This is a genomic window from Streptomyces sp. NBC_01439, assembly GCF_036227605.1.
Lineage (GTDB): Bacteria > Actinomycetota > Actinomycetes > Streptomycetales > Streptomycetaceae > Streptomyces.
In genome coordinates this window covers 4,336,648-4,362,656 of record NZ_CP109487.1, presented here as the reverse complement: position 1 = coordinate 4,362,656, position 26,009 = coordinate 4,336,648, and the positions used below count along the sequence as shown (strand labels likewise).

29 protein-coding genes are annotated in these 26,009 nt (G+C 71.0%); 15 read left to right on the top strand and 14 right to left on the bottom strand.

All coding sequences use genetic code 11. The annotated features are described in order from the left end of the window. Positions 1 to 11: 11 nt before the first annotated feature. On the bottom strand, positions 12 to 776 hold the full coding sequence (locus OG207_RS19420; protein WP_329099746.1) for a DUF3558 family protein: 765 nt from the start codon (positions 774 to 776) through the stop codon (positions 12 to 14). Between the two features lie 115 nt (positions 777 to 891). Further along, positions 892 to 1,767, bottom strand: coding sequence for a DUF3558 domain-containing protein (locus OG207_RS19415; protein ID WP_329099745.1), 876 nt, complete (start codon positions 1,765 to 1,767; stop codon positions 892 to 894). A 191-nt stretch (positions 1,768 to 1,958) separates the two neighbouring features. On the opposite strand from OG207_RS19415, the gene OG207_RS19410 reads away from it, so the two are divergent. After that, on the top strand, positions 1,959 to 3,152 hold the full coding sequence (locus OG207_RS19410; protein ID WP_329099744.1) for an RtcB family protein: 1,194 nt from the start codon (positions 1,959 to 1,961) through the stop codon (positions 3,150 to 3,152). Positions 3,153 to 3,223: 71 nt separating this feature from the next. On the opposite strand, the gene OG207_RS19405 is transcribed toward OG207_RS19410, so the two are convergent. Beyond that, positions 3,224 to 4,057: an LAGLIDADG family homing endonuclease gene (locus tag OG207_RS19405; protein WP_329099743.1), complete on the bottom strand. Its 834-nt coding sequence runs from the start codon at positions 4,055 to 4,057 to the stop codon at positions 3,224 to 3,226. Positions 4,058 to 4,299: 242 nt separating this feature from the next. Between OG207_RS19405 and OG207_RS19400 the strand changes: the two genes are divergently transcribed. Then, a complete protein-coding gene (locus OG207_RS19400; protein ID WP_329099742.1) occupies positions 4,300 to 4,971 on the top strand; it encodes a polysaccharide deacetylase family protein in 672 nt (223 codons plus the stop codon). Here the strand turns inward: OG207_RS19400 and OG207_RS19395 are convergent. After that, entirely contained in the window at positions 4,968 to 5,732 is a 765-nt protein-coding gene (locus OG207_RS19395) for an SDR family oxidoreductase (protein WP_329099741.1), read from the bottom strand. The genes OG207_RS19400 and OG207_RS19395 overlap by 4 nt on opposite strands. 226 nt (positions 5,733 to 5,958) lie before the next feature. Between OG207_RS19395 and OG207_RS19390 the strand changes: the two genes are divergently transcribed. Then, positions 5,959 to 6,444: a hypothetical protein gene (locus OG207_RS19390; protein WP_329099740.1), complete on the top strand. Its 486-nt coding sequence runs from the start codon at positions 5,959 to 5,961 to the stop codon at positions 6,442 to 6,444. 93 nt (positions 6,445 to 6,537) lie between these two features. Here OG207_RS19390 and OG207_RS19385 read toward each other — a convergent pair whose 3' ends face one another. After that, a complete protein-coding gene (locus OG207_RS19385; protein ID WP_329099739.1) occupies positions 6,538 to 7,266 on the bottom strand; it encodes a Mut7-C RNAse domain-containing protein in 729 nt (242 codons plus the stop codon). Between the two features lie 41 nt (positions 7,267 to 7,307). Continuing rightward, the gene (locus OG207_RS19380; RefSeq protein WP_329099738.1) at positions 7,308 to 7,724 is read right to left on the bottom strand and encodes a winged helix-turn-helix transcriptional regulator; all 417 of its coding nucleotides are present in this window, start codon (positions 7,722 to 7,724) and stop codon (positions 7,308 to 7,310) included. A gap of 174 nt (positions 7,725 to 7,898) precedes the next feature. Here OG207_RS19380 and OG207_RS19375 point away from each other — a divergent pair, with 174 nt between their 5' ends. Further along, positions 7,899 to 8,795: an NADP-dependent oxidoreductase gene (locus OG207_RS19375; protein WP_329107734.1), complete on the top strand. Its 897-nt coding sequence runs from the start codon at positions 7,899 to 7,901 to the stop codon at positions 8,793 to 8,795. Here OG207_RS19375 and OG207_RS19370 read toward each other — a convergent pair. After that, a complete protein-coding gene (locus OG207_RS19370) occupies positions 8,779 to 9,381 on the bottom strand; it encodes a GNAT family N-acetyltransferase (protein ID WP_329099737.1) in 603 nt (200 codons plus the stop codon). The two genes, OG207_RS19375 and OG207_RS19370, sit on opposite strands and share 17 nt — an antisense overlap. Before the next feature lie 413 nt (positions 9,382 to 9,794). Between OG207_RS19370 and OG207_RS19365 the strand changes: the two genes are divergently transcribed. From OG207_RS19365 to OG207_RS19345, 5 genes are all read left to right on the top strand, one after another. After that, positions 9,795 to 10,178 (top strand): peptidase inhibitor family I36 protein, encoded by a 384-nt coding sequence (locus OG207_RS19365; RefSeq protein ID WP_329099736.1) that lies wholly within the window; start codon positions 9,795 to 9,797, stop codon positions 10,176 to 10,178. Positions 10,179 to 10,276: 98 nt separating this feature from the next. Continuing rightward, on the top strand, positions 10,277 to 11,200 hold the full coding sequence (locus OG207_RS19360) for a hypothetical protein (RefSeq protein WP_329099735.1): 924 nt from the start codon (positions 10,277 to 10,279) through the stop codon (positions 11,198 to 11,200). A 7-nt stretch (positions 11,201 to 11,207) separates the two neighbouring features. Next, positions 11,208 to 12,779, top strand: a complete 1,572-nt coding sequence (locus tag OG207_RS19355; RefSeq protein ID WP_329099734.1) for a peptidoglycan-binding domain-containing protein — start codon at positions 11,208 to 11,210, stop codon at positions 12,777 to 12,779. Then, positions 12,772 to 13,470 carry an ABC transporter ATP-binding protein gene (locus tag OG207_RS19350; protein ID WP_329099733.1) on the top strand — a complete coding sequence of 233 codons (699 nt, stop codon included), beginning with the start codon at positions 12,772 to 12,774 and terminating at the stop codon, positions 13,468 to 13,470. Before OG207_RS19355 ends, OG207_RS19350 begins: the two co-directional genes overlap by 8 nt. Further along, complete coding sequence (locus tag OG207_RS19345; RefSeq protein WP_329099732.1) at positions 13,460 to 14,698, top strand: ABC transporter permease; 1,239 nt, start codon at positions 13,460 to 13,462, stop codon at positions 14,696 to 14,698. The genes OG207_RS19350 and OG207_RS19345 overlap by 11 nt, the downstream gene beginning before the upstream one ends. A 316-nt stretch (positions 14,699 to 15,014) precedes the next feature. Here OG207_RS19345 and OG207_RS19340 read toward each other — a convergent pair whose 3' ends face one another. After that, positions 15,015 to 16,214, bottom strand: a complete 1,200-nt coding sequence (locus OG207_RS19340; protein WP_329099731.1) for a PP2C family protein-serine/threonine phosphatase — start codon at positions 16,212 to 16,214, stop codon at positions 15,015 to 15,017. Between the two features lie 204 nt (positions 16,215 to 16,418). Between OG207_RS19340 and OG207_RS19335 the strand changes: the two genes are divergently transcribed. Beyond that, complete coding sequence (locus OG207_RS19335) at positions 16,419 to 17,687, top strand: ATP-binding protein (RefSeq protein WP_329099730.1); 1,269 nt, start codon at positions 16,419 to 16,421, stop codon at positions 17,685 to 17,687. 14 nt (positions 17,688 to 17,701) lie between these two features. On the opposite strand, the gene OG207_RS19330 is transcribed toward OG207_RS19335, so the two are convergent. The 4 genes from OG207_RS19330 to OG207_RS19315 form a co-directional block, all read right to left on the bottom strand. Continuing rightward, positions 17,702 to 17,983 carry a hypothetical protein gene (locus tag OG207_RS19330; protein ID WP_329099729.1) on the bottom strand — a complete coding sequence of 94 codons (282 nt, stop codon included), beginning with the start codon at positions 17,981 to 17,983 and terminating at the stop codon, positions 17,702 to 17,704. A 54-nt stretch (positions 17,984 to 18,037) separates the two neighbouring features. Beyond that, positions 18,038 to 18,304 carry a hypothetical protein gene (locus OG207_RS19325; RefSeq protein ID WP_329099728.1) on the bottom strand — a complete coding sequence of 89 codons (267 nt, stop codon included), beginning with the start codon at positions 18,302 to 18,304 and terminating at the stop codon, positions 18,038 to 18,040. A 95-nt stretch (positions 18,305 to 18,399) separates the two neighbouring features. Continuing rightward, complete coding sequence (locus OG207_RS19320; RefSeq protein WP_329099727.1) at positions 18,400 to 18,588, bottom strand: hypothetical protein; 189 nt, start codon at positions 18,586 to 18,588, stop codon at positions 18,400 to 18,402. A 5-nt stretch (positions 18,589 to 18,593) separates the two neighbouring features. After that, entirely contained in the window at positions 18,594 to 19,166 is a 573-nt protein-coding gene (locus OG207_RS19315) for a DUF5994 family protein (protein WP_329099726.1), read from the bottom strand. Positions 19,167 to 19,485: 319 nt separating this feature from the next. Here OG207_RS19315 and OG207_RS19310 point away from each other — a divergent pair, with 319 nt between their 5' ends. After that, complete coding sequence (locus OG207_RS19310) at positions 19,486 to 19,983, top strand: DUF5994 family protein (RefSeq protein WP_329099725.1); 498 nt, start codon at positions 19,486 to 19,488, stop codon at positions 19,981 to 19,983. A gap of 32 nt (positions 19,984 to 20,015) precedes the next feature. Here OG207_RS19310 and OG207_RS19305 read toward each other — a convergent pair whose 3' ends face one another. Both OG207_RS19305 and OG207_RS19300 read right to left on the bottom strand, forming a co-directional pair. Then, positions 20,016 to 20,216, bottom strand: coding sequence for a hypothetical protein (locus tag OG207_RS19305; protein ID WP_329099724.1), 201 nt, complete (start codon positions 20,214 to 20,216; stop codon positions 20,016 to 20,018). Between the two features lie 913 nt (positions 20,217 to 21,129). Then, complete coding sequence (locus OG207_RS19300; protein WP_329099723.1) at positions 21,130 to 21,729, bottom strand: hypothetical protein; 600 nt, start codon at positions 21,727 to 21,729, stop codon at positions 21,130 to 21,132. A 133-nt stretch (positions 21,730 to 21,862) separates the two neighbouring features. Here OG207_RS19300 and hemL point away from each other — a divergent pair, with 133 nt between their 5' ends. The 4 genes from hemL to OG207_RS19280 all read left to right on the top strand — a co-directional run bounded on the left by hemL (position 21,863) and on the right by OG207_RS19280 (position 26,007). Next, positions 21,863 to 23,185 (top strand): glutamate-1-semialdehyde 2,1-aminomutase, encoded by a 1,323-nt coding sequence (gene hemL / locus OG207_RS19295; RefSeq protein ID WP_329099722.1) that lies wholly within the window; start codon positions 21,863 to 21,865, stop codon positions 23,183 to 23,185. Continuing rightward, positions 23,182 to 23,880, top strand: coding sequence for a histidine phosphatase family protein (locus OG207_RS19290; RefSeq protein WP_329099720.1), 699 nt, complete (start codon positions 23,182 to 23,184; stop codon positions 23,878 to 23,880). The genes hemL and OG207_RS19290 overlap by 4 nt, the downstream gene beginning before the upstream one ends. A gap of 186 nt (positions 23,881 to 24,066) precedes the next feature. Continuing rightward, the gene (locus tag OG207_RS19285) at positions 24,067 to 25,302 is read left to right on the top strand and encodes a hypothetical protein (protein WP_329107732.1); all 1,236 of its coding nucleotides are present in this window, start codon (positions 24,067 to 24,069) and stop codon (positions 25,300 to 25,302) included. 78 nt (positions 25,303 to 25,380) lie between these two features. Further along, positions 25,381 to 26,007: a TlpA family protein disulfide reductase gene (locus OG207_RS19280; RefSeq protein WP_329099719.1), complete on the top strand. Its 627-nt coding sequence runs from the start codon at positions 25,381 to 25,383 to the stop codon at positions 26,005 to 26,007. The last annotated feature ends 2 nt before the right edge of the window (positions 26,008 to 26,009 follow it).

The window sequence follows — 26,009 nt, the reverse complement described above, 5'->3', positions numbered from 1 at the left end:
CGCGCCCGTTCCTACTGGGGCTGCGGGGACTGCGGCTGCTCCGCCGGCGCCTTGTTCGCCGCGCCCACCGAGGTCACGGCCTCCTTGGCGGCCGTGATCGCGTCCTGGAGCAGCTTCGCGTGGTCCGGCGCAGCCGCCCCCTCCAACCCCGCACCGTTGTAATCGAGGGTGACCACCACGTTCTGGGTGCGCGCCACGACCGTCGTGTTGAAGTGGTCGTTGCCGTCCTTCTTCACCTTGTAGATGACCGACGTCCCCTGGTCACCGATCTCGGCCACCGCCTCCGCCTTCGGGTCCTGCGCGCCCTCGGCGGTCTTCGCGGCCTCCAACTCCTTGTTGTACTGCTCCTCGGCGCGCTTGTTGGCATCGCCGAGGGTGGCCTGCGAGTCGTAGCGGAAGAAGGACAGCGAGAGCCAGCGGTACTGCGAGCCCTTCAGACCGTCCTCGTCCAGACCGTTCCAGGAGCAGCTCGTACGGGTGGCCACGTCGTTCGACTTGGGCGCCGTCCCGTTCTTGTCCTTCGCCTCCGGGACGAGCGTGTCTATCGTCGGCGTCTGGAGCGCCTTGCACGGGTCCGGGAGCGTGGCGAAGGCCGCCTTCTCCAGGGTCTTGGAGGACTTCGGGTTCGGCTTGGCGGACGAGGACGAACCGGACTTCTTGTCGCCGTTCGAGCTCGTGTCCTTGCCCGAGTCGGACGAACACCCGGCGACGGTGAGGATCACCGGGACGGCTGCGCAGGCGAGGACGCGGGTGAGGCGCGAGGCTGATCGGTGCATGGTTCCTTCAGTACGTTTGTCGGTTGTTCTTCGGACGCGGGACCCGGGCAACGGTAGCCCGACCGGGTACCCGCCTGCTGTGCGCGCCGTCACGCGGGAGCCCGGCGCACACCGCTCATTCGCTGAAACGCTCGGCCAGGGCCTGCGCCAACTGCCGTGCCTTGTCCTGGGTTTCGGTACTCGGCGGGACCGTGCCGGGCAGCGCGGGCTGCACGCTGTACTCGATGGTGACGATGACGTTCGAGGTACGGAACACAATGCGCACGGTGCGGGATTGCGCGGCGCTGGCCCCGGCCGGACTGAGCTTGTCCTCCAGGAAGGCGTCGTTGCCGGGGCCCTCCAAGACGCGCGATCCGAGCTCGACCGGCGCCGACGGGCTCGCGGCGGGGGACGCCGGCGCTCCGGAGGCGGGCGCTCCGGGGGCGGGCGCTCCGGGGGCGGGCGCTCCGGGGGCGGGCGCTCCGGGGGTCGGCGCGCCCTGGGTCGGGGCCGCCGGGGTGGGGCTCGCGGTCGGGCCGGGGAAGGGCAGTTTCGCGTCGGTGAGCCGGCGGACGTAGACCTGCTTGGCCTTGTCGTCGTCGCTGGTGGTGGTCCGGTCGTACGAGACCACGCGCTCGAAGCCGACCGACAGCAGCCGCGTCTCCTCGGGGCTCTGCCCGGTCCAGCGGCAGCCGACGTGCCGGTCGCCGTCGTACGAGGCGTCCGCGACACCGGCGTACATCTGGTCGCGCTGCTCGGGGGTGAGGCTGTCCCCGGCCGGGAGCATGCCCTTGAGCTTCTTGCTGTCGGCGCCGGCCTTGCAGGGCGAGGGCAGACTGCGGTACTTGCCTGGTTGGGCGGGTGCGGCGGCGGTGCCGCCGGCCTTCGAGTCGCTGGTGCTTCCGCCGCTGCTGCCGCTGGTGCACCCGGTCAGACCGGCCGCCCCGGCGGCGAGCGCGGTGAGCATCGCGATGCCCGGCAGGACTCGCCCCCGTACCGCCTTGCGCTGCACGTCCACTGGCTCCCTTCGACCGGCGGGCCCCCCGACGGTCAGGAAAATGCGTTGCCGCGACTTGGGCGCGGCTGGACACAATGTCTATCGCACACGCTGGTGCTGGCGCCGGTCCCCTGTCGTATTTGGGATCAAGAGCGAGGCTTTTGCGCATTCTTACTTTTCTGTGATTTTCAGGGGATTGATTCCTTATGTCGTATGTAGAGGTACCCGGGGCGAAGATCCCGATCCGGATGTGGACCGACCCGGCGTCGGTCGAGGACAGCGCGATGCAGCAGCTGCACAACGTCGCCACCCTCCCCTGGATCAAGGGTCTGGCCGTCATGCCGGACGTCCACTACGGCAAGGGGGCCACCGTCGGCTCGGTGATCGCCATGAAGGACGCGGTCTGCCCGGCGGCGGTGGGCGTGGACATCGGCTGCGGCATGTCGGCGGTGAAGACGTCCCTGACGGCGAACGACCTGCCGGGGGACCTGTCGGGACTGCGGTCGAAGATCGAGCGGGCGATCCCGGTGGGCACGGGGATGCACAAGGAGGCCGTGGACCCGGCGCGGCTGTACGGGTTCTCGGTGGAGGGGTACGAGGGGCTCTGGGAGCGCTTCGACTCCATCACGGATGCGGTGAAGTTCCGGCGGGACCGGGCCATGCGGCAAACCGGAACGCTCGGGTCCGGGAATCATTTCGTTGAACTTTCAACTGATGCGTCCGGGGCGGTTTGGCTCATGCTGCACTCCGGATCACGGAACATTGGGAACGAGCTGGCGGACTTTCACATCAATGTGGCCCGCGGCCTTGCGCACAACCAGAACCTGGTCGACCGGGACCTCGCGGTCTTCCTCGCGGCCACGCCCGAGATGGCGGCGTACCGAAACGACCTCTTCTGGGCGCAGGAGTATGCGAAGTACAACCGCGCCGCGATGATGAGCCTCTTCAAGGAGGTCATCCGCAAGGAGTTCCGGAAGGCGAAGGTCTCCTTCGACCGCGAGATCAGCTGCCACCACAACTACGTGGCGGAGGAGCGGTACGACGGCATGGACCTGCTGGTCACGCGCAAGGGCGCGATCCGGGCCGGCAGCGGTGACTACGGGATCATCCCGGGCTCCATGGGGACGGGCTCGTACATCGTGAAGGGGCTCGGCAACGAGAAGTCCTTCAACTCGGCCTCGCACGGCGCGGGCCGGAAGATGAGCCGGACGGCGGCGAAGAAGCGGTTCTCGGCGCGGGACCTGGCGGAGCAGACCAAGGGCGTCGAGTGCCGCAAGGACTCGGGCGTCGTGGACGAGATCCCGGGCGCGTACAAGTCGATCGAGGCGGTCATCGACCAGCAGACGGACCTCGTGCGGGTCGTGGCCAAGCTCAAGGCGCTGATCTGCGTCAAGGGCTGAGCCGGCGGTTTGCCGAAACAGCGGAAGGCCCGGAACCCTGTGGGGTTCCGGGCCTTAGCGTGTCAGGCGGGTCAGCGCGCGGGCCACGGGCCGCAGCCCGTGCGGAGGCGTGTGAGGCGCTGCCTGCAGGCAGATTCGCTGCGGCCCAGTTCGACGGCCACGGCAGCGGCGTCACCGATGTCGAGCAGCTTGAGGTCCTCTGCCACAGCCCAGCGGCGGCGTGGGGTCATCCTGGGCATGTCCGCAGGTCGGGTCCACGCGCCCAGGGAGCCTGCTGCGGCCTTCTTGCGCTCCAGGGCGAGGCAGCCGTCGTAGTACAGATGTGAGGCCAGCTCAACGGCTGCTTCGTTGGTGTAGAGGATGTTGTAGACGCCATCTCGTGCATTGCGCTTGATGGTGCGCTCTGCTCCGGTGATCTTCTTGGCGTAGTGGCAGAGGTATGCACCGATCGCCGTGCTGGCGGTCGTGAGCGAGACGAAGGGGAAGCCCTTCCCCGTGTACCCGACTGAACCGTCTGCGTCGATCACGCCGCGGATGTAGTCGCGGCGGGAGAAGTCGACGCGGGGCGGTGCGATGGTCTTGGACTTGCGCCCGTACGGAATCCCCAGCTCGTTGATGATGGTGCGCGCTTCCAGGGCACTGCAGGCCCAGACGGCGGTGTGTGATGCGGAGGCGAAGTTCGTGGCCCGCGTGCGCTCGGTGACGGAGCTGTTGTACGGAGTGAGGCGCTGGAACTCGTGCAGCAGGTCGATGTCGCGGACGTTGAGCTCCACGGTGAGGCGCCCACGTTGTCGGCTCTGCTGAGACAAGTGTCCGTCGGCCTGGAGGAAGCCGAACATGTAGGCGTAGCGGGGGTCGGTGAGGTCCATGAAGCGCGCGGCGGCGGTAGGGTCCTGTTCAGCCATGAGGAAGCCTTTCTTCCTTGTTGGTGAGGCCCTCGGCCGGGAGTGCCATCCCGGGCGGGGGCTGTTCGTGTTGCGGCTGAACTTAGGTGCGGATTCCTGGCCGGTCTGGCCGATTTCCCGAGGGCCACTCGAACGTGTGATGGAATTTCACATTGCGCCGCACGCACTCGGATGTGGTGCGTCAACTTCCGTTTGTGGCGGGAGGGTTGACCCGCATCTTGGTCTAGACCAGGGTGTGCGGCATGTGGAGATCCCGCGTGCTAATCGCCGCGCTCGCGTCGTTGTCGCTCGTCCTCGGGGCCGTCGGGTCCGCCCAGGCGAAGGTGGGGCTGCCGCCTGTCGTGTCGCACGTGCCGACCCGGGAGAAGGTCGTCTTCATCACCATCGACGACGGCTGGAACCACGATCCGGCCGCGGCCCGGATCCTGCTCGACAAGCGGGTGCCCGCCTCGTTGTTCCTGCTGCCGGGGGCGACCTCGTACGACACCGGGTACTTCACCCGGCTCGCGGAGGAGGGGCGGGCCACCGTCGAGAACCACACCGTCAACCACCCGGACCTCACCACGCTCGACGCGGCCGGCAAGGACGCCGAGGTGTGCGGGGCGGGGGAGCGGCTCCAGGCGACCTTCGGGCGGACGCCGAAGCTGCTGCGGCCGCCCTACGGGGCGGTGAACGACGACGTGCGGCTCGCGGCCAAGGCGTGCGGGGTGAAGGCGTTGATCACCTGGACGCACGATTTCACCACCTGGGGCGGGACCCCGCCCGCGCCGCGGCTGCAGGCCGGGGACATCGTGCTGCTGCACTTCACGCCGACGCTGGCGGCGGACCTCCAGCGGGCCCTGGACGCGGCGAGGGCCGCCGGGCTGAAGCCGGCGGCCCTCGTGCCGCACCTGAAGGCGGCGGGAGTGCTCTAGAGCTCGCGGTGGACCTTGGTGTTCGAGGCCTGGGCGCGGGGGCGGACCACCAGGAGGTCGATGTTGACGTGGCTGGGGCGGGTCACGGCCCAGGTGATGGTGTCGGCCACGTCGTCGGCGGACAGGGGTTCCGCGACGCCCGCGTAGACCTTCTCGGCCTTCTCCGTGTCGCCGCGGAAGCGGGTCTTCGCGAACTCCTCGGTCTTGACCATGCCCGGGGCGATCTCGATGACGCGTACGGGCTGTCCGACGATCTCCAGGCGCAGGGTCTCGGCGAGGACGCGGGCGCCGTTCTTGGCGGCGACGTAGCCGGCCCCGCCCTCGTACGTGGAGTGGCCGGCGGTGGAGGAGAGGACCACGACCGTGCCGTCGCCGGAGGCGGTCAGGGCGGGGAGCAGGGCCTGGGTGACGTGGAGCGTGCCGATGACGTTGACCTCGTACATCGTGCGCCAGTCGGCGGGGTCGCCGGTGGCGACGGGCTCGGCTCCGATGGCGCCGCCGGCGTTGTTGACGAGGACGTCACAGCGGTCGAGGGAGGCGGCGAAGGCGTCGACGGCGGTGCGGTCGGTGACGTCGAGGGCGTGCGCGGTGGCCTGGTGGCCGGCCTCGGTGAGCTCGGCGGCGAGGGCCTCGATGCGGTCCTTGCGGCGGGCGGTGAGGACGACGTGGTAGCCGGCTGCGGCGAGCTGGCGGGCGGTGGCCGCGCCGATGCCGCTGCTCGCGCCGGTGACTACGGCGGTTCGGGTGGCGGCCGTGCTCATGTGCGGGCTCCTCGGTCGTTCGTAGGTCGTTCGTACGGGCGATTACCCGCCAGCATAGGCGCGGCTCAGGGGCCGCGCGGGGCGTGCATGATCCGGCCCGGCCCCGGTGTGTGCGGACGCTCCGGAGGTGACCACGGCAGTTGGGGGTGGGCACGCCCTCGTTCGTGTGATGGTCCGACCGGTCGGGGGCGGCGGTGGTTAGCCTCCGCGCGAGGAGGTGGTGTCGGTGCGCCGTGGTGCCGTACGAAGTGTGGTGGTGGCGGGTTTGCTGGCGCTCGGCGCGGGTGTCCCCGGGTCGGCCCAGGCGTCGGTGTCGGCGTGGGACGGGCCGGAAGCCGATGTGGCCTATCACGGCCGGGTGGCCCTGTCGGGGGCGCGGCTGAGGATCTGGATGGTCCCGGAGAACGACGGGCCCGCCGCGCTGCCGAACGCGACGGTGCGGGTGCGGTTGTCGGCGGAGCTCGCGGACCGGCAGGAGCTGGCGGAGGGCTGTGCCCGGGCGGGTCTGCGCGAGGTGGTGTGCGAGACGGGGTCGTTGCCGCTGCACGGGCAGGGGCGCCACATCGGGTTGCTGTTGGGGCTGCGGGATCGGGCGCCGGAGGTGGCGGTGCGGGTCGACACGTGGTGGAACGGCGGTGCGACGGACCGGAACCGCGCGAACAACGAGCACGTGGTGCTGGCGCTGGACACGGGCGACGCCTACGCGTTCTAGCGCTGTGACCGGCCGGGTCCACCGGGTTGCGACGCCCGGTACGGCACCGCGGGTCGGCCGGTCCCGTCCGCCCCCGGCCCGCCCGGGCACGGCTCAGGCCGTGCCGAACTCCACGAGGGCCTCGTCGACGATCCGTTCCAGGCGGGCGTGGTGGGCGCCGCGCCAGTAGACGCGTTCGCACTCGGTGCACTGCGCGAACACGTCGTAGGAGCGGTGCGTGCCGTGTTCCAGGCGGTCGCCGACGCTCTCCTTGTCCGCCTCGTGGAGCGGGCCGTTGCAGGCGGTGCAGCGGGTCCACGGCGCGAGGGCGGGTGCGAACCGGCCCAGCACGTCGCGCAGTTGCTCGTCGGGGTTGTCGCTGTAGACGTACGCGCCGGCGAACAGTTCGCGGCGGCGCAGCAGTCCGCGGTCGCGGGAGAGCAGTACGCGCCGTTCGGCTGCGGAGCGGGTGGCGAGGGCGGGGTCGCCGATGTCCTCGTTCTCGTAGGCGGCGTCGACGCCGAGCAGGCGCAGGCGGCGGGCGAGGGTGCCGAGGTGGACGTCGAGGAGGAAGCGGAGCGGGGCGCCGGGGACCTGTTGGGGTCGCTCGACGCCGTACACCTCGACGTTCTGGCCGTCCCGGGGCACGTAGGAGACGGGTACCTCGTGGCCGTCTACGAGGAGGCGGCCGACCTCGGTGAGCGGGACGCCGGCCGATTCGACGACGTGGCCGAGGCTGGAGGCGCCGTCGGTCGCGGTCGGTACGCGTTCGGCGCGCCGGCTGGGCGGGGCGAAGAGGCGCAGTTCGGGGGCGAGGGTGAGCTGAATGCCGGGTCCGTTCACCCGTTCAGCATGCCAGTTCCGTGCCAGCGGCCGCGGCCGAATTATGACGTCGCGGTGGCGTGGTCGTAGGTGTTGCGGTGGGTGCTGACCTCGTCGAAGTGGTTCTCGGCCCAGAGCTTCACGGAGGACAGGAGGCAGCCGAGGCTGCTGCCGAGGTCGGTGAGGCGGTAGTCGACGCGGGCGGGGACGGTGGGGGTGACGGTGCGGGTGACGAGGCCGTCGCGTTCGAGGGAGCGGAGGGTCTGGGTGAGCATCTTCTGGCTGACCCCGGGGATCTTGCGGCCGAGGTCGCTGTAGCGCATGGAGCGGTCTTCGGCTTGGCCGAGGGCGCTGACGATGAGGCCGACCCACTTGTCGCTGATGCGGGCCAGGAGCTGGCTGGTGGGGCATTCCTTGAGGAAGGCGTCGTAGGCGGAGCGGGCTTCCTCGCGGCGGTCCGCGGCGGTGCTGGTGGCCATGGGTGCCCCACTTCCGGGTCGGGTACGCACCTTGGAGTGCGTACTTACGAAAAGAGAGTACCTCTCCCTAGGTTAGTGCTCATCGAGAACGCGAGAACGCGAGAGCACGCGAACGAGCGAAGCAGCGAACGAGCGAAGCAGCGAACGGGAGAGATGAAGATGAGCGAGCAGACGATGCTGGCGGCCGTGGTCAGCGAGTTCGGCGGCCCGGAGCGGGTCGAACTGGCCGAGGTCCCGGTACCCCGCCCGGAGGCCGGCCAGCTCCGCGTCAAGGTCGCCGCCGCCGGGCTCAACCCGGTGGACGGCGCGGTCGTCGCAGGGATCTTCGGCGGCGCCGGACAGCGGCTCGGCCTCGGCTGGGACGTGTCCGGGGAGATCGACGAGGTCGGCGCCGGGGTGACCGGCTGGAGCGCCGGTGACCGGGTCGTGGGCCTGCACTACGGGCCGGTGAAGCCGCTGGGCACGCACGCGCAGTACGTGGTGCTCGACGCCACCGCCGTCGCGTCCGCCCCGACCGCCGTGGACGCGGTGACCGCGGCCGGGCTTCCGCTCGCCGGTCTCACCGCGGCCCGCGCCGTGGACCTGCTGGGGCTCGCCCCCGGTTCCTCGGTGCTGATCACCGGAGCCGCGGGCGTCGTCGGCGGCCTGGCCGTCCAGCTCGCCGCCCGGGCCGGTCTGGCGGTGACGGCCCTGGCGGGCGCCGACGACGAGGAGCTCGTACGGTCCCTGGGCGCGACCGGGTTCGTCCCGCGCGGCGAGGCTCCGGCCGGGCCCGTGGACGGGGTCCTGGACGCGGCGGTGCTGGGCGCGGCCGCGCTGGACTCCGTACGTGACGGCGGGGTCTACGTGGGCCTGATCCCGAACCACGCCCCGGCCGCGGAGCGCGGTGTCCGGGTCGTGGAGCAGGAGGTCGCGGCGGACGGGGCGCACCTGGCCCGTCTGGTGGCCCTGGTCGACGCGGGCGCGCTGACCCTCCGGGTCGCGGACACCTTCCCGCTCGGCGAGGCCGCCGAGGCCCACGCCCACCTCGGGGCGTCCGGGGTCCGCGGCCGCATCATCCTGACGGCGTGAGGCCGTCCTGCGGACGGCCCACCCGGTAGCGCCAGTCGCAGCTCGGGTGGGGCACGCCGGGCGGGTACTCGAAGTCGACGTCGCCCAGGTACTCGAAACCGGCCCGCCGGCACACCGCGTTGGACGCCGGGTGGTCGGTGCCGGGGAAGGCGTGGACGCTGTTGCGGGAGCCGTGGGCCCTGACGTACGCCAGGAGTTCCGTGAGCGCTGCCACGGCCAGACCGTGGCCCTGGAACTCGGGCAGGACGCCCCAGCCGGCCTCGTAGACCGGCTCGCCCCGCCACTCCCGCTCCCAGAAGCCGACGGATCCGACGCTCTCGGGGCGTCCGACACTTCCGGTGCGTCCGCCGCTTCCGGTGCGTCCGTTGTCGCCGGGGCCCGCTCCGGCCGGGGTCCACACGACGCGGAACATCCGGCCGGCGGCCGGCTCCCGCGCGCTCAGGGCCTCGTAGCGGCGCTGGCGGTCGACGAGCTTCGCGGCCGGCTCGGGGCCGCCCAGGAACCGGGTCATGGCCGGCTCGTTCTTGCGCTCCAGCAGCCAGAAGTCGCCGGCGGACCAGGGCTCCAGCCGTACGTGGGTCTCCATCGGGCCACCCTACGGAGGCGGGCGCGGCCGGCCCACGGGTTTCGGCCTCCAGGGCGTGGCGCGGTCGCGAACGCGTCGATTTTCAGGCCGTGTTCGGGGTTCATCCGGACCGTGGGGGTCCGGGCGGCGCGGCTCCGGCACCGCTCAGCCACCCCGTCCCGGCGTCCGCCGGGCTGACCTGCACCGACCGCCTTTCCAGTGAGGTGGCGGTGCGCCGGAATGATGGATTCACGCATCGGGAATTGGCCACTGAATGATCACTTCCAATCGCCAACAGCCCTTTGCTTAAAGGGAATTGACCTTTTGTTTCCGGTGGGCGTGGCCTAGCCTGATCTCAGCCGACCGGGGGGAAGGGCTTCGGCTGCCCTGCCCTCTCACAGCATCAGTCACCACCCGACAAGGGGGAGTCACGAGTGCTCAGTAAGAGGATTTCGGCCGGATTCATCGCGATGGCGGCCGTGGCCGGCGTCATCGCCGCGGCGCCGTCCGCAGCGGCCGTGGACCGCACGTGTTACGACGGCAACTTCTGCATCTACAAGGACAGCAACTACAGCACCAACAACTCGATGTACCGGACGAAGTACGAGTCCGCCCGCTGGGACATCGACATGCCGGCCGTCTACGAGAACGACAGCTCCTGGTGGAACCGCCGCAGCCAGTCCTCCAAGACCTACGGCGGTCGTTGGATGTCGTGGGGCGTGGAGATCTGCCTCATCCCCGGCGGTTCCGTGAACTACTACTGGGACGCCAATGACGACGGAGCGAGCAACACCCTGAACGACGGCAACGGCTGCTGATCAACGCCTGAAGGCCGGGTCGCCCCGCGTCGCGGAGGCGGCCCGGCCGCACCTTCAAGAGGACACGGACACGGACATTGAATAAGCGCACCCGGGGCATGACGGCCATCGCGGTGACGGTGCTGCTGGGCGCCGCCTCCGCTGCCTGTTCGGAGGAAGCCCCGCAGGACCTGGAGACGGCCCGCAGGGCGCAGACGGCCCTCGACAGCGCCAACGCGGCGTTGGACCAGGAGCGCGACGCGGAGTTCAAACTGATCCGCAAGTGCATGAACGACAAGGGCTTCAAGGTCTTCCCGGCGGGCGGCTCCGGTACCAACAGCGGCAAGAAGCGGAGCGAGGACCTCTCCCCGTCGGCCGAGACCGCGCGCACCGTGGGTTACGGGGCGGACCCGCGCAGGTCGGACAACCAGAAGGCCCAGGAGGGCCCGGACGACTTCGACGCGCTGCCCGAGGACGTCAAGCGGGCCCACAGCATGGCCATGGACGGGTACGTCGACAAGCCCGAGGGCGGTGTGGAGTTCGACTTCGGCGGTGGCAAGGTCATGGTGCCGTCGAAGGGCTGTCGCGGTGAAACGCTCAAGGCCGTGTACGGGGACGTGAAGGAATACCTCCGGCTCAACTGGACGGTCTACAACAGCGTCAAGCAGAACAGCGCGCACATCCTCGCCGATGACGACGGATATCAGAAGTCGCTTTCCGAATGGGCCTCTTGCATGAAGTCCGGCGGCTATCCGGAAATAAAGACGCCGGAGAAGGCCAGGGAATCGGCGCTCTCGCATTACGCGAACATTCCCGGCGCTGACACCGCGGCGCTCGACAATGCCCAGCGTGCCGAGATCAAGCAGGCCACCACCGATGCCGAGTGCGCGACGAAGGTCGGTCTCAACACGAAGGCGCGGGAGGCCAAGAGCAAGGCCTCGGCGGCTTCGCTGGTGAAGCACGAAGCGGAGATCACGGCGTGGCTGGAACTGATCACGAAGGCCAAGGGCAAGGCCCAGGATCTACTGCGAGAGACGTCCTAATACTGTCATGAGCCTCGAACACCCCGATGAGACACAGGTGGAGACACAGGTGGCCCGGCCGTCCGGCGGGCGGGCGACGAGTGCGCGGCAGAGGTCCAGGCGGGGCCTGGTCGTCGCCGCCGTCGCCGTCGTGCTGTTCGGCAGTTCCGGTTCCGTCTGGTGGATCGCCTCCCAGGCCAGGACCCCGGAGCAGCGTGCCTCGAACGCCGCCGCGCCCCCGCCCTCCCAGATCACGGGGAAGGTTTCCGACCAGCAGCTTGTCGAGAAGATGGAACTGACCGGGAAGGTCGAGACGGCCTCCCGCACCACCATCACCGGCGTCCAGCCGCAGGGCACCAGTCGTGCGGTCGTCACGGCCCTGCCCGCGGCCGCGGGCAAGAGCCTCAAGGCCGGGGCGGTCGTCGCGGAGGTGTCGGGCCGCCCGGTCCTGCTGCTCCCGGGGCGCTTCCCCGCCTACCGGGACCTGAAGGCGGGCGACAAGGGGCCGGACGTGCAGCAACTGCAGCGCGCGCTGCAGCCGTTGTACGGGACGGCGGTGAACGGCACGTACGGCCCGGCCACCGTCGAGGCGGTGCGCAAGCTGTACGCGGCGGCCGGGTACGAGGCGCCCGCAGGGCAGGGGCAGAGCACCCCCGGGGGTGGCGGTTCCACCTCCGGTACGGCCCGCGGGGGCGGGGCGTCCCCGGGAGGCGGCACGGCTCCCCGGGGCGGCGCAGAGACCGACGGCGGCACCGGGGCGGCCCCCGGTGCGAGCGGTACGAACGGCACGAGCGGCGGCAACGGCACGAGCGCGCCGCCCGCCCGCGGTCCGGACGCGCCGCCCGCCGGGACCGGTCCGGCCAAGCCCGGCGAGCTGCTGCCGGCTGCGGAGGTCGCGTACGTCAGCGCCCTGCCGGCCGCGGTGGTGCAGGTCACCGCGGCGGTCGGCGACGCGGCGGACAAGCCGCTCGTCGTGCTCGGCAGCGGCGGCCGTCAGGTGCGGGCCGCCGTCAGCGCGGACCAGCGCACGCAGCTGCGCGATCTGCCGGCCGACGCGGTCATCCGCTTCGGCACCGGCCCGTACGAGGGCCGGGAGGGCACCCTGGGCTCCCTCACCAGCCCCTCGGACGGCAAGAGCGGCGACCAGCAGGGCAAGAGCGGGGGCCAGGACGGCGCGGCCACGGCGGGCACGGCGGGTACGGCGGGCACGGGAGCGGGTGCCGGCGGCAGCGGCGGTGGCGCGGGCGGCTCCGGCGGCCAGCACGAGGCGCTGTTCGTGCCCACCGGCGCGGAGGCCAAGGAGGGCTCGACCCAGCAGATCAGCGTCGAACTGCGGCGCAGCCCCAAGGGGGCGCTGACCGTTCCGGTGTCGGCCGTCTGGACCGACCTCGGCGGCTCGTCCACGGTCACCGTCGCCGAGGGCAGCAAGGAGCGGAACATTCCGGTCGAGGTGCTGTTCACCCACGAGGGCCTCAGTGCGGTTCGCGCGCTCGACGAGAACCTCGCCGTCGGCCAGACGCTCGTCCTCGTCCGCCGCGGAAACCCGGCGGGCGGCTCGGACGGCACCTCCGACGGCGCCTCCGGCGGTACCGATGGCTGAGGACGCTCCGCCGACCGGAGACGCTCCGCCCCCGGTCATCGAGATGACCGGCATCGCGAAGACGTATCCGGGGCCGCCTCCCGTGCACGCGCTGGCCGACGTCACGCTCGACATCCGGCCCGGCCGGCTCGCGGCCATCGTGGGCCCCTCGGGCTCCGGGAAGTCCACGCTGCTGAGCGTGCTCGGGCTGCTCGACGTCCCGACCCGCGGCCGGTACCTGCTCCAGGGCAACGACACCATCGCCCTGTCCGAACGGGCCCGCACCGCCTTGCGGGCCCAGACGCTCGGCTTCGTCTTCCAGGCGTTCCACCTGGTCCCGCACCTGACCTGCGTGCAGAACGTGGCCCTGCCACTGGTGCACCTGGGCGTGCCGCGCGCCCAGCGGCGGCCGCAGGCCGTACGGGCGCTGGAGTCCGTGGGGCTCGGGCACCGGCTCGACGTGAAGCCCACCACCCTCTCCGGCGGAGAACGCCAGCGGGTCGCGGTCGCGCGGGCCATCGTCCACCGGCCCGCGGTCGTCCTGTGCGACGAGCCGACCGGCAACCTGGACACCGCCAACTCGGCCCGCGTCATGGACCTGCTGACCGGACTGGTCGCGCAGGACCGGGCCGTGGTCGTGGTCACGCACGAACCCGATGTCGCGGCGAGGGCCGACCGCGTCTTCAAGGTGGTGGACGGCCGTGTTGCGTAGACGCGCCGAGGGCCGGCCGCCCGGGCACCCCCGTACGTCGGCGGCGGACCTGCTCGTCCAGGCGTTCCTCGCGCTGTTCGGCCGCCGGTTCCGCACGCTGCTCACCATGGTGGGCATCTCCGTGGGGTTGGCCGCCGCCCTCGCCACGCTCGGCATCACGGCCAGTGCGGCCGGCGCCGTCTCCGACCAGTTCGACGCCCTCAAGGCGACGCGGGTGACGGTCAAGTACCCGTCGGAGGCCGTGGCCGGGGTCCGGCCGCGGCCCGACGGCGCCGACACCCAGCGGGTGCGCGACCTCAACGGCGTCCGCAGCGCCGGTCTGGTCAGCAGGGCCGGCGAGCAGCCGGCGCTCTCGCGGCTGCCCGGCGGCAAGGAGAACGACCTGCCCGAGGGCACGGTCATGGCCGCGCAGCCCGAAGCGCTGCTCGCCATGTCGGCCGAGCTCACGCAGGGCCGCTGGTTCGACACGGGGCACGACGCCCGGCGCGAACGGGTGGCCCTGATCGACACGGCCGCCGCCTCCCGGTTGACCGTGGACGGCGGGGCCGGCAACTCCGTGATCCACGTGAACGGGGTGGCCTTCAGCGTGCTCGGCGTCTTCCGGGCCCCCACCGGCGACACGAACCTCACCGGTTCGGTGGTCATCCCCTACTGGGCCGCCCTGCAGGACCCGGCGGGGCTGGGCTTCGCCCCCGCCGAAATGATCATTCGTACGGATCTGGGGGCCGCCGACCAGATCGGCGACGAGGCCCCCTTCGCCCTGGCCCCGGGCGCCCCGGACAAGCTCGTCGCGCTGGTGCCGCCGGACCCCCGGTCGCTGCGCCAGGGGGTCGAGTCGCAGACCCGGGCCCTGTTCCTGGGCCTGGCCGCCGTCTCCCTCGGCGTGGGTGCGCTCGGTGTCAGCAACACCGCCTACGTGTCCGTGCTGGAGCGGCGTTCCGAGATCGGCCTGCGCCGGGCGCTCGGCGCCTCGCGGCGGGCGGTCGCCGGACAGTTCTGCATCGAGAGCGGTCTGGTCGGGCTGGCCGGCGGCGTGGTGGGCACGGTGCTCGGCATCCAGATCACCGCGGTGACCTGCCTGGCCAAGAACTGGCTGGTGGTCCTCGACCCCGCCCTCACCACCGCGGGACCGCTGGTCGGCCTGGTGGTGGGCCTGGCGGCAGGCCTCTACCCGGCCCTGGCGGCCGCCCGCATCCTGCCCGCCGAAACCCTGCGCGCGGGTGTCTGAGGGATGCCCGCGGTCGGACGCCTTCGACGGTCAGGGCCAGACCAGGCAGTACGGCTGGTGGCCGGCCTCGTGCAGGCGATGGCTGAAATCCTGCCACTCGTGCGGAGGGGACGGGGCAGCAGACCGGTGCGCCCTCTGGCACGATCTGGCCTGCGCCCATTCGCCGGTGCTCAGGAGAGCGTCGGCTCTGCGGGTGAGGCGCAAGCTGCCGGGGCCTGGTCGTAGGTGAAGGTGCCGGGCTCTGGGCGCCGGCTGTGGTCATCGAGGTTGCCCACCGTTCGCCGCTCCTGCTGGCATGTTGTGGCACGGCCTTCCGTCATCCACGCCATTCGAACAGGACGAGCGACGCGTCGTCCGAGGTGGTTTCGCCGCGTGCCCTCTTGAGGGTGTGGGACAGGTCCCGGGCCACCGCGCGGATCCCGTGGTCGGCCTGCTCCAGCTGGTTCACCCAGTCGATCAGCTGCTTCTCGCCGAACTGTTCCTGCCCGGTTTCGTGTTCTTCGATCAGGCCGTCGGTGAAGCAGAGGACGCGATCGCCAGGCTCCAGCGCCACCGCGCTGACCTGCGGCTGGGCCCCTCCGAAGCCGACGGGGAGGGTCGTGGGGCTGTCCAGGCGGCGTACGACGCGGTGTGCGCGGATCAGCATCGGTGCGGGATGCCCCGCGTTGACCCACTGGAGACGCCCCGTGTCCGTGTCCAGGCGCATCATCTGGGCGGTCACGAAGTGGTCCGGGTCGAACTGCTCCGCGACGGCCCGGTCCATGAAGAGGTAGATCTCGGACAGTTCGATGCTGATCCGGCGGGCGTGGCGGTACGCGCCGATGGCCACCGTGGCCATCGTGGCCGCGTCCAGGCCGTGCCCCATGGCATCGACCATGGCGAGGTGCAGGACGTCGCCGTTCAGGGCGTAGTCGAAGCTGTCCCCCGCCACGGCGTAGGCGGGCTCCAGAACTCCGGCGACCGCGACGTGCGGCATCACCATCGACAGCGGTGGCAACAGGGACCACTGGATCTCCGCAGCCACGCTCATCGGTTCACCGCGGCGGGTCCGGAAGAAGAGGTCTGTGTAGCCGTTCTTGGTCTGCAGCAGGTCGGCCGCCAGGCCCGCGATCCTGCACAGGAGGCGGCGGGTGTCGTCGTCGACCCCGTCCAGGGTGACCGCGAGCACCCCCACCTGGTCGCCGCCGTCCAGCAGGGGCAGGTGGACCCGTACGCCATCGGGCGTCAGGACTTCGACGGGGCGTGACTCCAGGAAGCACCGGCCGGCTTCGGACCGGTCGATGGGCAGCGGATCACCGGCGGCCACGCCGTCGGCGGGCAGGGGGACCAGCTGTTGCTGTCCGTAGTCCTGAAGCAGGATCTGCGGGTCACGTCCCCCCATCCGGGCCACCGTCTCGGCGACGAGCGGGCCGACCAGATGGGGTGGCAGCTCGTGCGCCCCGTCCAGGAGCACCCCGAGCAGTTCCTCCCCGAAGCTCTCCGAGCGGTCCGGATACGCGCGGCCTCCAGCGGTCATCCTGTTGCCTCCAACCAGGCGGCGGGCGGCGTCCGGCTGCGCGGGCGGCGTGGCTTCCAGGATGCTCCCCGGCGACCGGGCACGCCACACGGCTTCGATGCTCCGTCCTCAACGGCACTGCCGGGGCGCGCGCCGTCGCTGCCGCGCGCGCCCCGGCTCGCATCGGCTGATGATGGGAGTACGGCCGAACACGCGGAGCTGACCATGACGGGGTGGCGTGTCAGGGACTACACCCAGGACGATCTCGAATCGGTGCTCCGAGTCGACGCCGAGAGCGGCACGACCGAAGAGCCACCGCTCTTTCCGCTCTCGGACGCCGTGGCGGCCCTCCAGGCCCTCCATCCGGCGGTGGTGGCCACGGCGGACGACGTGGTGGTCGGTGCCGCGGTGAGCAGGGTGGACGGTGACCGGGCGTGGATCTTGCGCATCAGCATGGCGCCCGCCTGGAGGCACAAGGGGCTGGGCAGTGGCCTGATCACGGCCTTGGAGCACCGGCTGTTCGCCGGTGGCGTCCGAACGGTGCACGCGGTCCTGCCCGACGGCGAGACCGGTGCCGCCGCCCTGTACAACTGCGGCTTCGGCGCCCGTCCGGGCCTGGTCTTCTTCGAGAAGCGCGGGCGAGTGACCCCTCAGGCGGTCAGCACGCTCGCGTCGCTGGGAGCGGAGCTGCCGCCCGGGGGGCTGTGGCAGAAGGTCGCGGGCATGCAGCGGGAGAAGGAGCTCATCGAGCGGCGTCTGGTCCTGCCACTGGCCCATCCCGAAATGGCCGCCCAGCACGGCGTGGAGCTGCCGCGGGCCGTGATGCTGTTCGGGCCGCCCGGAACCGGCAAGAGCACGTTCGCGCACGCCATCGCCAGCCGCCTGCAATGGCCCTTCCTCGAACTGTTCCCCGCCCGGCTGGCCGCCGAGTACGGACTGGCGAGCGGGCTGAACCGGCGCTTCGACGAGATCGCCGGGCTCGACCACGTCCTGGTCTTCATCGACGAGGTCGAGGAGATCGCCGGGACCCGCAGCGGCGCGGACGCGACCGCGGTCGGCGTCGTCAACGAACTGCTCAAGGCGATCGTCCGGTTCCGGGGCCAGGACGGGCGGCTGCTCGTCTGCGCCACGAACGACGTGACCACGCTCGACTCCGCGTTCCTGCGGCACGGCCGTTTCGACTACGTACTGCCGATCGGCCCCCCGGACCACCGCGCCAGGACCGCGCTGTGGGAGAGCTACCTGGCCCGGGCGGGCGCGCGGGCCGACAGCGCGGCGCTGGCGGACGCCAGCGAGGGGTTCACCCCCGCCGACATCGCCCATGTGGCGCGCACCGTCTCCCAGGTCCAGTTCGAGCACACCTTCGACACCGGAACCCGGGCCCGCCCCACCACCGAGGACTACCTGCGCACGATCGGCGAAACCAGGCCCACGGTCAGCTCGGCCATGGCCCAGGAGTTCGCCCAGCAGACCGAGAAGTTCGCCCGCATCTAGGTGTGCCGTACGGATCAGGCCGGGCCCGTGGCCGTCTCCTCCTCTGCCTCCATGCGCCGGATTCCCTCGTGGGTGAGGGTGACCATCGCGGGGGTGTTGCCGGGGTCCCAGTCGACGGTGATCAGTCCTTCGCCCGCCAGGTAGGTGCAGGCGGCGGCCAGGTCCTGTTCCGGTACGTGGAGGTCGCGCCGCAGCTGTGCTCCGATGATGCCGAGGAGGCGGTTGCCCTCGACGGCTTCGTACAGGACCCGGAGCACCTGGTCGCGGTAGGTCTTGCGTTCGCGCAGTGTGGCCATGACCGCGTCCTTTCGTGTGTGGGGTGGCGTGGGCTCCGGGGCCGGTCGGGGTTCTCAGATCTCGTCGGAGTGCGCGCCGGTGCCGGCGGGGGTCCTGCTGGCGGCCAGCCACGAGCGGGCGGGGCCGGCGGGTGTCGCCGTGTCCACGGTGAGGTGGAGGCGGGTGTCGCCGTCGAGGGCGGGATAACTTCGCTGTTCCGCGCCTGCGAAACAGCGGCGGAGCGCCTCCGCGACCGCACGGGCGGCTTCCGGAGTGCGCGCGATGATCCGGACCTCGGCGTGCCCGAGCGAGGGCAGTGTCTGGGGCTCGATGTACTTCACGTAGGCGTGTTCCCTTTCTGAGTGGGTGAGAGGCCGGCGGAGCGGGGCGCCGAGGCGTCCCGCCCGCTGCCCCCGGTCGGAGGACGGTCTGTTCCTCACCGGTCGGCACCCGTGTGGTGGGCTCGACGACCGGTGTCGTCCGGCAGGCCCGGAGGCCTCGGCAGGGGGTCGCTGAAGCGGTAGGCCTCGATCCGTGCGTCGTGCTGGGCGTTCAGCAGGTGGATCCAGCGCATTCCGATGCCGATCATGAGGATGATTACCGTGATGAGGACGATGGTCTCCACGGAGCTCACCTCCAGCCGTTTCCCGGCAGCGGCAGGGCGCTTCGTTCCATCGGCTCCCCGAAGGGGGACATGCAGGCCCCGCCTTCGCCCTCCCAGGTGGCTTCCCGGCGGCGGGCGTCGCGGATGCCGCGCCCGATGACGGTCTCGTTGGCCATCAGGACGTCTGCGGCCAGGACGCTGCCCGGGATCGCGGCGGCGGCCATCAGCCGGGCCGCGGCCGCGGGCTCGGTCTCGGGCGGGATGACCAGGAGGTCCCAGCGGCCGACGGTGTAGGAGAGCAGGATCAGCTTGTCGGGGTCCTGTTCGGTGAACCAGCCCACGTGCAACAGGTGCCCGGCCACGGCAACCGTGCGCGGGACGACCGGCCAGCGGCTGGGGTTCACGCTGACGCGGGTGATGCGCCCCCAGGTCTCGTCCAGAGCGGCGGCGAGAGCGGGGAGCTCGGCTTCGAGGTCACGTGAGTACGGCCACCAGGCGCCGTCCAGCTGACCTGCGAGGGTGGTCTTCGGGGTGAGGGACAGGCGGGCCGGGCGCAGGACAACAGCCGGCTGCGCAGCGCGGTCGAGGGTCTTGGTCATGTCGCGGACCCGTCCCCGGACCGTTCGCGAACGGCCCGGTGCAGTGATCGCCGGAAACGACGTCCGCGTGGGAGCGGGTGTGCGAAATACTCCCGGTCCCTTCACCGTACTCCGGTTCGCGATCCAGGAAGCCGCTTCTGACCAGGTATTTTTCCGGCGCAGACGGAGAGCGCGGCGCAGTCGGTTCCCCGCGCCGCACCGTGCGGGTGGGCGGAGTACCGTGAAACGACGGAGACGTTCCACAGCTCAACAGCCTTTTCGACGCCGCTGCCGGCCATCGAACGGGGTGCCGCCGCACCACGAGACAGGCGGAATCACCATGGCCGCATCCGACAACCCCGACCCTTTGAAGCTCCTCCCGGACGCCATCCACCAAGCGGTCAAGCCGGGCGCCGCCCTGCTCCGGCTGGAAACCACACGGTCCCGCCAAGGGCTCCTGGACGGCGCCTGGTGGCCGCGCTCCAGGGACGTCACGATCGAGCTGCCCGCACTGATCACGGCACTGACCGCGCACCTCGGGCCCATCACGCGGGTCGGCCTGGACACCTCCGCCTGGCAGGACGTCCCGACCCGTCTGGTCATCGACGGCCAGGTCGTGCACCTCGACGCCGACCCCGTCGGCGACGACACGGTCCTCGTCACTCGCGGCCACAACGACCACTTCGCCCTACTGGTGGTCCCCCCGGACACCACCGCCGACGCCGCCCGCGAAGCGATGGCCCGCGCTGTCCGCGCCGACAACATCACGCAGGCCACTCAGATCCTCATCGCCACCACACCCGAACCTGAGGACGGCGCCGCCGAGGCGGCGGGCTGACCGGAGTCCCGAGTGGCCGAGCGGTGCGCCGGTCAGAGCCCCTCGTCGTGCAGGTCCTCTTCGCGCAACAGGTCGTCCTCGCGGCGGCGCGAGGTCTCCTTCGGGCCGGACTTCTGTCCCTTCTCGCGGGATGCCTTGCCCGGCTGGGGCTGCGCAGGGTCGCCGGGACGACGGTGTTCCTGCGCCTCGCGTCCCTTGCCCGGTTCCTGGCGCTTGTCCTGCCTACCGTCCATGACGGTGACTCCTCTTCATGCGTGGGGTACGGATTCCCCCTTCGTTCACGCTGACACGCGCCGCGACGGTCTGCATCATGTCGACCGCGAAGCGAGGCACACGGATGACGCCCCGCCCCTGTGTGTCAGCGTCGGAAGGCGGGCCACCCCTTTAAGGGCCGAGGCTTGACGGGTTCGCGACGAGTATCCGGTCCAGCAAGGTGCCGGAGGAATCGCAAGGTCAGACCGAAAGATCCGCCTGCTGCCAGGTCCGCTCAAGGTCGTCTTGGTGGTCGCCGCTGTGGCCGTGCTGCTGGGTGCATACCAATCGATCGATGAACGTCGCATCGGTTTCGGGCTGACCTGGCACTTCCAGCGCGCCGTCCTGCGCGGCGTGGTCCGGGCGGGAGATCGGTCGCCAGCCCCTCGTGCGTGCGCCCGCCGGCCATCCGCATGCGCCGCAGCAACGGCCCGATCGGTTCCACGCCGTCGCCCTCGTTCGTGGTCATCATCACCATCCCTCGACCGTTCGCAGAGCCCGGATCCCAGCGTGGCCATAAACCTGGCCGTGTTCCCGGAATGGCCATGCCTTCTGGCCCATCCGTCCAAACGCGTACGGCAGTTGACCCGCTGGAGAACCGGCGGGGCATCGTCCAGTTCATCGGGTCACCGTGCCCCGCGCTCGGGTGGACCAAGACGCCGAGACGGTGACGTTCTCCGGCGCCGGGCGTGAGTGGGCCTTCGCCGAACTCCTCGGCCTGGCCAAGGAGGCCGCCGGATCGGGTGAACACCACCCGGCGCCGTCCAGCAGCCGGTCAGCCTCGTCATGGTCCGCCCGATCGCGCTCGCCCTCGACGGGCGGGGCCCGCTGGTCCAGGCCCGCGCGGCCGGGAAGGCCTCTCAGAGGGCCGCCCGCGGCTGACGAAAGGCCAGGTCAGGGCCAGACCAGGCAGTACGGCTGGTGGCCGGCCTCGTGGAGGCGGTGGCTGAAATCCTGCCACTCGTGGAGCAGCTGGTAGACGTTGAAGGCGTCGCTCGGGCCGCCGCGGTCCGGGACCGTGGACCAGATGAAGGCCGCCGCGCCCACCGATTCCTCGCCGATCCCGCGCAGCGGGTCGACCACGGTCATCGGGAGCTTGACCACCGCGTAGTCGGGGTGGAGGACGACCAGCTCCAGCGGGGGCACCTTGTGGAGGGGTATGCCTTCGATGCCGGTCAGGACCATCGCGGCCACCGTTTCCGGCTTGATCTTGGTGAAGAGGCCGCCCATGCCGAGCTCGTCGCCGCCGAGCTCCTCCGGCCGCATCGTGACCGGGACCCGGGCCGCCGTGGCGCCGTCGGGGGCGCCGAAGTACTTGTACGTCACTCCCATGCCGCGGCCTTTGGGCAGGTCTTCGGGCGGGGTCGCAGGTCCGGGGGCGGCGTCGGCCGCCTCCATGCCGTGGCGGCGGTGCTTGCCCCGGCGGCGGGCCTCGCGGGCGCGCTGCGGATCGAGGCCGTCCGTACCCTCGCCCGGTCCACCACCGCGTTGCATATCTCCACCCGACTGGTCTTGCTCGCCCCGGCCCCGCGGCCCCCGCCACGCAGCCTGATCATCATGGCAGTGACCTCCCCCGCGGCGACGCGGTGAAACGCCCGCCCGCAAGTCTGTCGCGGCCTCTGAGACCATGGCTGGTGTGAGCTACCCGTACCCGTATGAAGCCCCAGTTTCGCAGACGCTCTTCGAGCGCGCCTCCCTCGTGACCCCCGGCGGCGTGAACTCCCCCGTGCGCGCCTTCCGCGCCGTGGGCGGTACGCCCCGGTTCATGGTGTCCGGGACCGGTCCGTACCTCACCGATGCCGACGGGCGTGAGTACGTCGACCTCGTGTGCTCGTGGGGGCCGATGATCCTCGGTCATTCGCACCCCGAGGTGATTGAGGCCGTCCAGGCGGCCGTCGCCCGCGGTACCTCCTTCGGTACGCCCGGTGAGGGAGAGGTGGCGCTCGCCGAGGAGATCGTCGCGCGCATCGAGCCCGTGGAGCAGGTCCGCCTGGTCTCCTCCGGGACGGAGGCGACCATGTCGGCGATCCGGCTGGCCCGTGGGTTCACCGGTCGCGCCAAGGTCGTGAAGTTCGCCGGCTGCTACCACGGTCACGTGGACGCTCTGCTGGCCGCCGCCGGTTCCGGTTTGGCGACTTTCGCGCTTCCGGACACCCCCGGTGTGACGGGTGCGCAGGCCGGCGACACGATCGTCCTGCCCTACAACGACCTCGAAGCGGTACGGGCGGCCTTCGCAGCGCACCCGGGCGAGATCGCCTGTGTGATCACTGAGGCCGCGCCCGGCAACATGGGCGTGGTGACCCCCGCCGAGGGCTTCAACCAGGGGCTCGCCGACCTGTGCCGGGAGAACGGCGCGCTCTACATCTCCGACGAGGTCATGACGGGCTTCCGCACGAGCCGCGCCGGCTGGTTCGGCGTCGACGGGGTCAAGCCCGACCTGATGACCTTCGGCAAGGTCATGGGCGGCGGCTTCCCCGCCGCGGCCTTCGGCGGCCGCGCCGACGTGATGGGCCACCTGGCCCCCGCCGGCCCCGTCTACCAGGCCGGTACGCTCTCCGGTAACCCGATCGCCACCGCCGCCGGTCTCGCGCAGCTGCGGCTGCTGGACGCGGCCGCGTACGAGAAGGTCGACGCGGTCTCGAAGGAGATCCAGGGCCTGGTCACCGGCGCGCTCGCCAAGGAGGGCGTGGCGCACCGGCTGCAGACCGCGTCCAACATGTTCTCCGTCTTCTTCACCGAGGACGAGGTGCGCAACTACGATGACGCCAAGAAGCAGGAGAGCTTCCGCTTCAACGGGTTCTTCCACTCGATGCTGGCGCAGGGCGTCTACCTGCCGCCGTCCGCCTTCGAGTCCTGGTTCGTCTCCACCGCCCACGACGAGAAGGCGATCGAGCGCATCGCGGCGGCGCTGCCGGCCGCCGCCCGAGCCGCCGCGGAGGCCACCGCATGAGCAACAGCGCCACGCCCGCCACGCCCGAGCTCACCGTCGTGCACCTGGTGCGCCACGGGGAGGTGCACAACCCCGAGGGCGTGCTCTACGGGCGCCGTGACGGCTACCACCTGTCCGAGCTGGGCCGGCAGATGGCGGACCGGGTCGCCGAGCACCTGAAGGGCCGGGACATCGCCTACGTGGTGTCCTCCCCGTTGGAGCGCGCGCAGGAGACGGCGGAGCCGATCGCCAAGGTCCACGGCCTGGACCTGGCGACCGACGCGCGGTTGCTGGAGGCGGAGAACGTCTTCGAGGGCAAGACCTTCGGTGTCGGTGACGGCGCGCTGCGCAAGCCCGGCAACTGGAAGCACCTGACGAACCCGTTCAAGCCGTCCTGGGGCGAGCCGTACGTCGAGCAGGTGGTCCGGATGATGAGCGCGCTGGAGGCGGCGCGCGACGCGGCCCGCGGTCGTGAGGCGGTGGCGGTCAGCCACCAGCTGCCGATCTGGATCGTGCGCAGCTTCGCGGAGAAGCGCCGGCTGTGGCACGACCCGCGGCGCCGGCAGTGCACGTTGGCCTCGATGACCTCCTTCACCTTCCAGGGCGACAAGCTGGTGTCGGTGGGCTACAGCGAGCCGGCCCGGGACCTGGTCCCGGCCCATCTGCTGGCCGGGGCCAAGCCGGTGAAGGGTGCGTCCAAGGCGTTCGGCGCCTGATCGGAGGCGCGGCTCCCTGATCGGGTCTTGATCGACCGACTGTTACGGGGCGTTACGTTTCTGCCCAACTAAAGAGGGGTCGCGCGGGAATCACCGTGTCAGCTCGCATATCTCATCTGATTGTCCGTTTATATGGGCTTCAGGTCGGTATGGGTGATCGACAGTGGGGACGGTGACATGCGCGACATCAGGGGAGTCAGTCGGAGGGGGTTGCTGGGACTGGGGCTCGGTGCGGCCGCCGCGGTGGGAACCGCGGGCTGCGGCGCACCGGACACGTCCGGTCCCGGCGCTCCCGGACCCGCCAGGAACCCGAAGAACCCGAAGCCCGGCGAGAAGCCGGCGGCCAGGCCCATCGGTGACGGCTCCACCGCCGACACCGGCCCGCAGCCGAACCAGCCGGACGCGCCCGTGCCGCTCCAGCCGGGCGAGACCCCGCCCCAGTTCGTCGTCTTCAGCTGGGACGGCGCGGGGGAGATCGGCAACGGTCTCTTCCCGCGCTTCCTCAAGCTCGCCAAGGACCACGGCGCGTCCATGACCTTCTTCCTCTCCGGCATCTATCTGCTGCCCGAGTCGAAGCGGCACCTCTACCGGCCGCCGAACAACCCCGTCGGGGCCTCGGACATCGGCTACCTCAAGGACGAGAACGTCCGCTCCACCCTCGGCTGCGTCCGTCAGGCCTGGCTCGACGGGCACGAGGTGGGCACCCACTTCAACGGCCACTTCTGCGCCGGCTCCGGCTCGGTCGGCAGGTGGACGCCGGACGACTGGCAGAGCGAGATCGACCAGGCCGTGTCGTTCGTCACCAACTGGCGCACGAACACCGGATTCACAGACCTCGAACCCCTGCCCTTCGACTACGGCAAGGAGCTGAAGGGCGCCCGCACCCCCTGCCTCCTCGGCCGGGACGCCCTGCTGCCGATGGCCCAGCGGCTGGGCTGGCGCTACGACTCCAGCTCTCCCGGCGGCCTCCAGGTCTGGCCGGTGCGCAGGTCCGGCGTCTGGGACCTGCCGCTGCAGTCCCTGCCGTTCCCCGGGCACTCCTTCGAGGTCCTCTCGATGGACTACAACATCTTGGCCAACCAGTCGAAGAGCACGACGAGGGGCGTGCCCGCCCACTACCCGGGGTGGCGCACCCAGGCCACGGCCACCTACCTGGGCGGCTTCCGGCGGGCCTACGAGACCAACCGAGCACCCCTGTTCATCGGCAACCACTTCGAGGAGTGGAACGGCGGCATCTACATGGACGCCGTCGAGGAGGCGCTCAAGGGTATGGCGGACAAAAGGGATGTACGGCTCGTATCGTTCCGGCAGTTCACCGACTGGCTGGAGGTCCAGGACCCCAAGGTGCTCGCCAGGCTCCGGGGCCTGGGCCCCGGCCAGCCACCGGCCGGCGGCTGGAGCGCGTACATGACCGCCGCCTGAACCATCGCCTGACCAGGGCATTGACTCCCGGCCGGGGGGTGCGGAAAATCCGCGAATTGCTCATGCGAAACTTTTCACATGAGCCTTAGCCGCGCCCCCCGACGCCGCTCACCCAGCGGCCGCACCCTCCTGCTGACCGCGGTGACCGTCGCCGGCGCCCTCACGCTCACGGCGTGCAGCGGTTCGGACAGCGGCAAGCCGACCGGTTCCGGCGGCAACTACGTCACGGGCGCGAGCGGCATCTCCACCTCCGCCAAGGGCGAGCGCACCGAGGCCCCCAAGCTCGACGGCGAGACCGTCGAGGGCAAGAGCCTCGACACGACGACCCTCAAGGGCAAGGTCGTCGTCCTCAATGTGTGGGGCTCCTGGTGCCCGCCGTGCCGTGGCGAGGCCCCGGCCTTCGCGAAGGTGTCCAAGGAGCTCGCGGACGCCGGCAAGGACGTCGTCTTCGTGGGCGTCAACGTCCGCGACAACAGCAAGCAGAACGCCGCCTCCTTCGAGGAGACCTTCGGGATCACCTACCCGAGCCTCTACGACCCGGACGGCAAGCTGCTGCTCCGCTTCCCCAAGGGCAGCCTCAACCCGAACGCCATCCCCTCCACGCTCGTCCTGGACCGGGAGGGCAAGATCGCGGCACGCACCCTGGCCCCCCTCGGCGAGGACAATCTGCGTTCGATGATCGACCCCGTCCTCGCGGAGCAGTGACC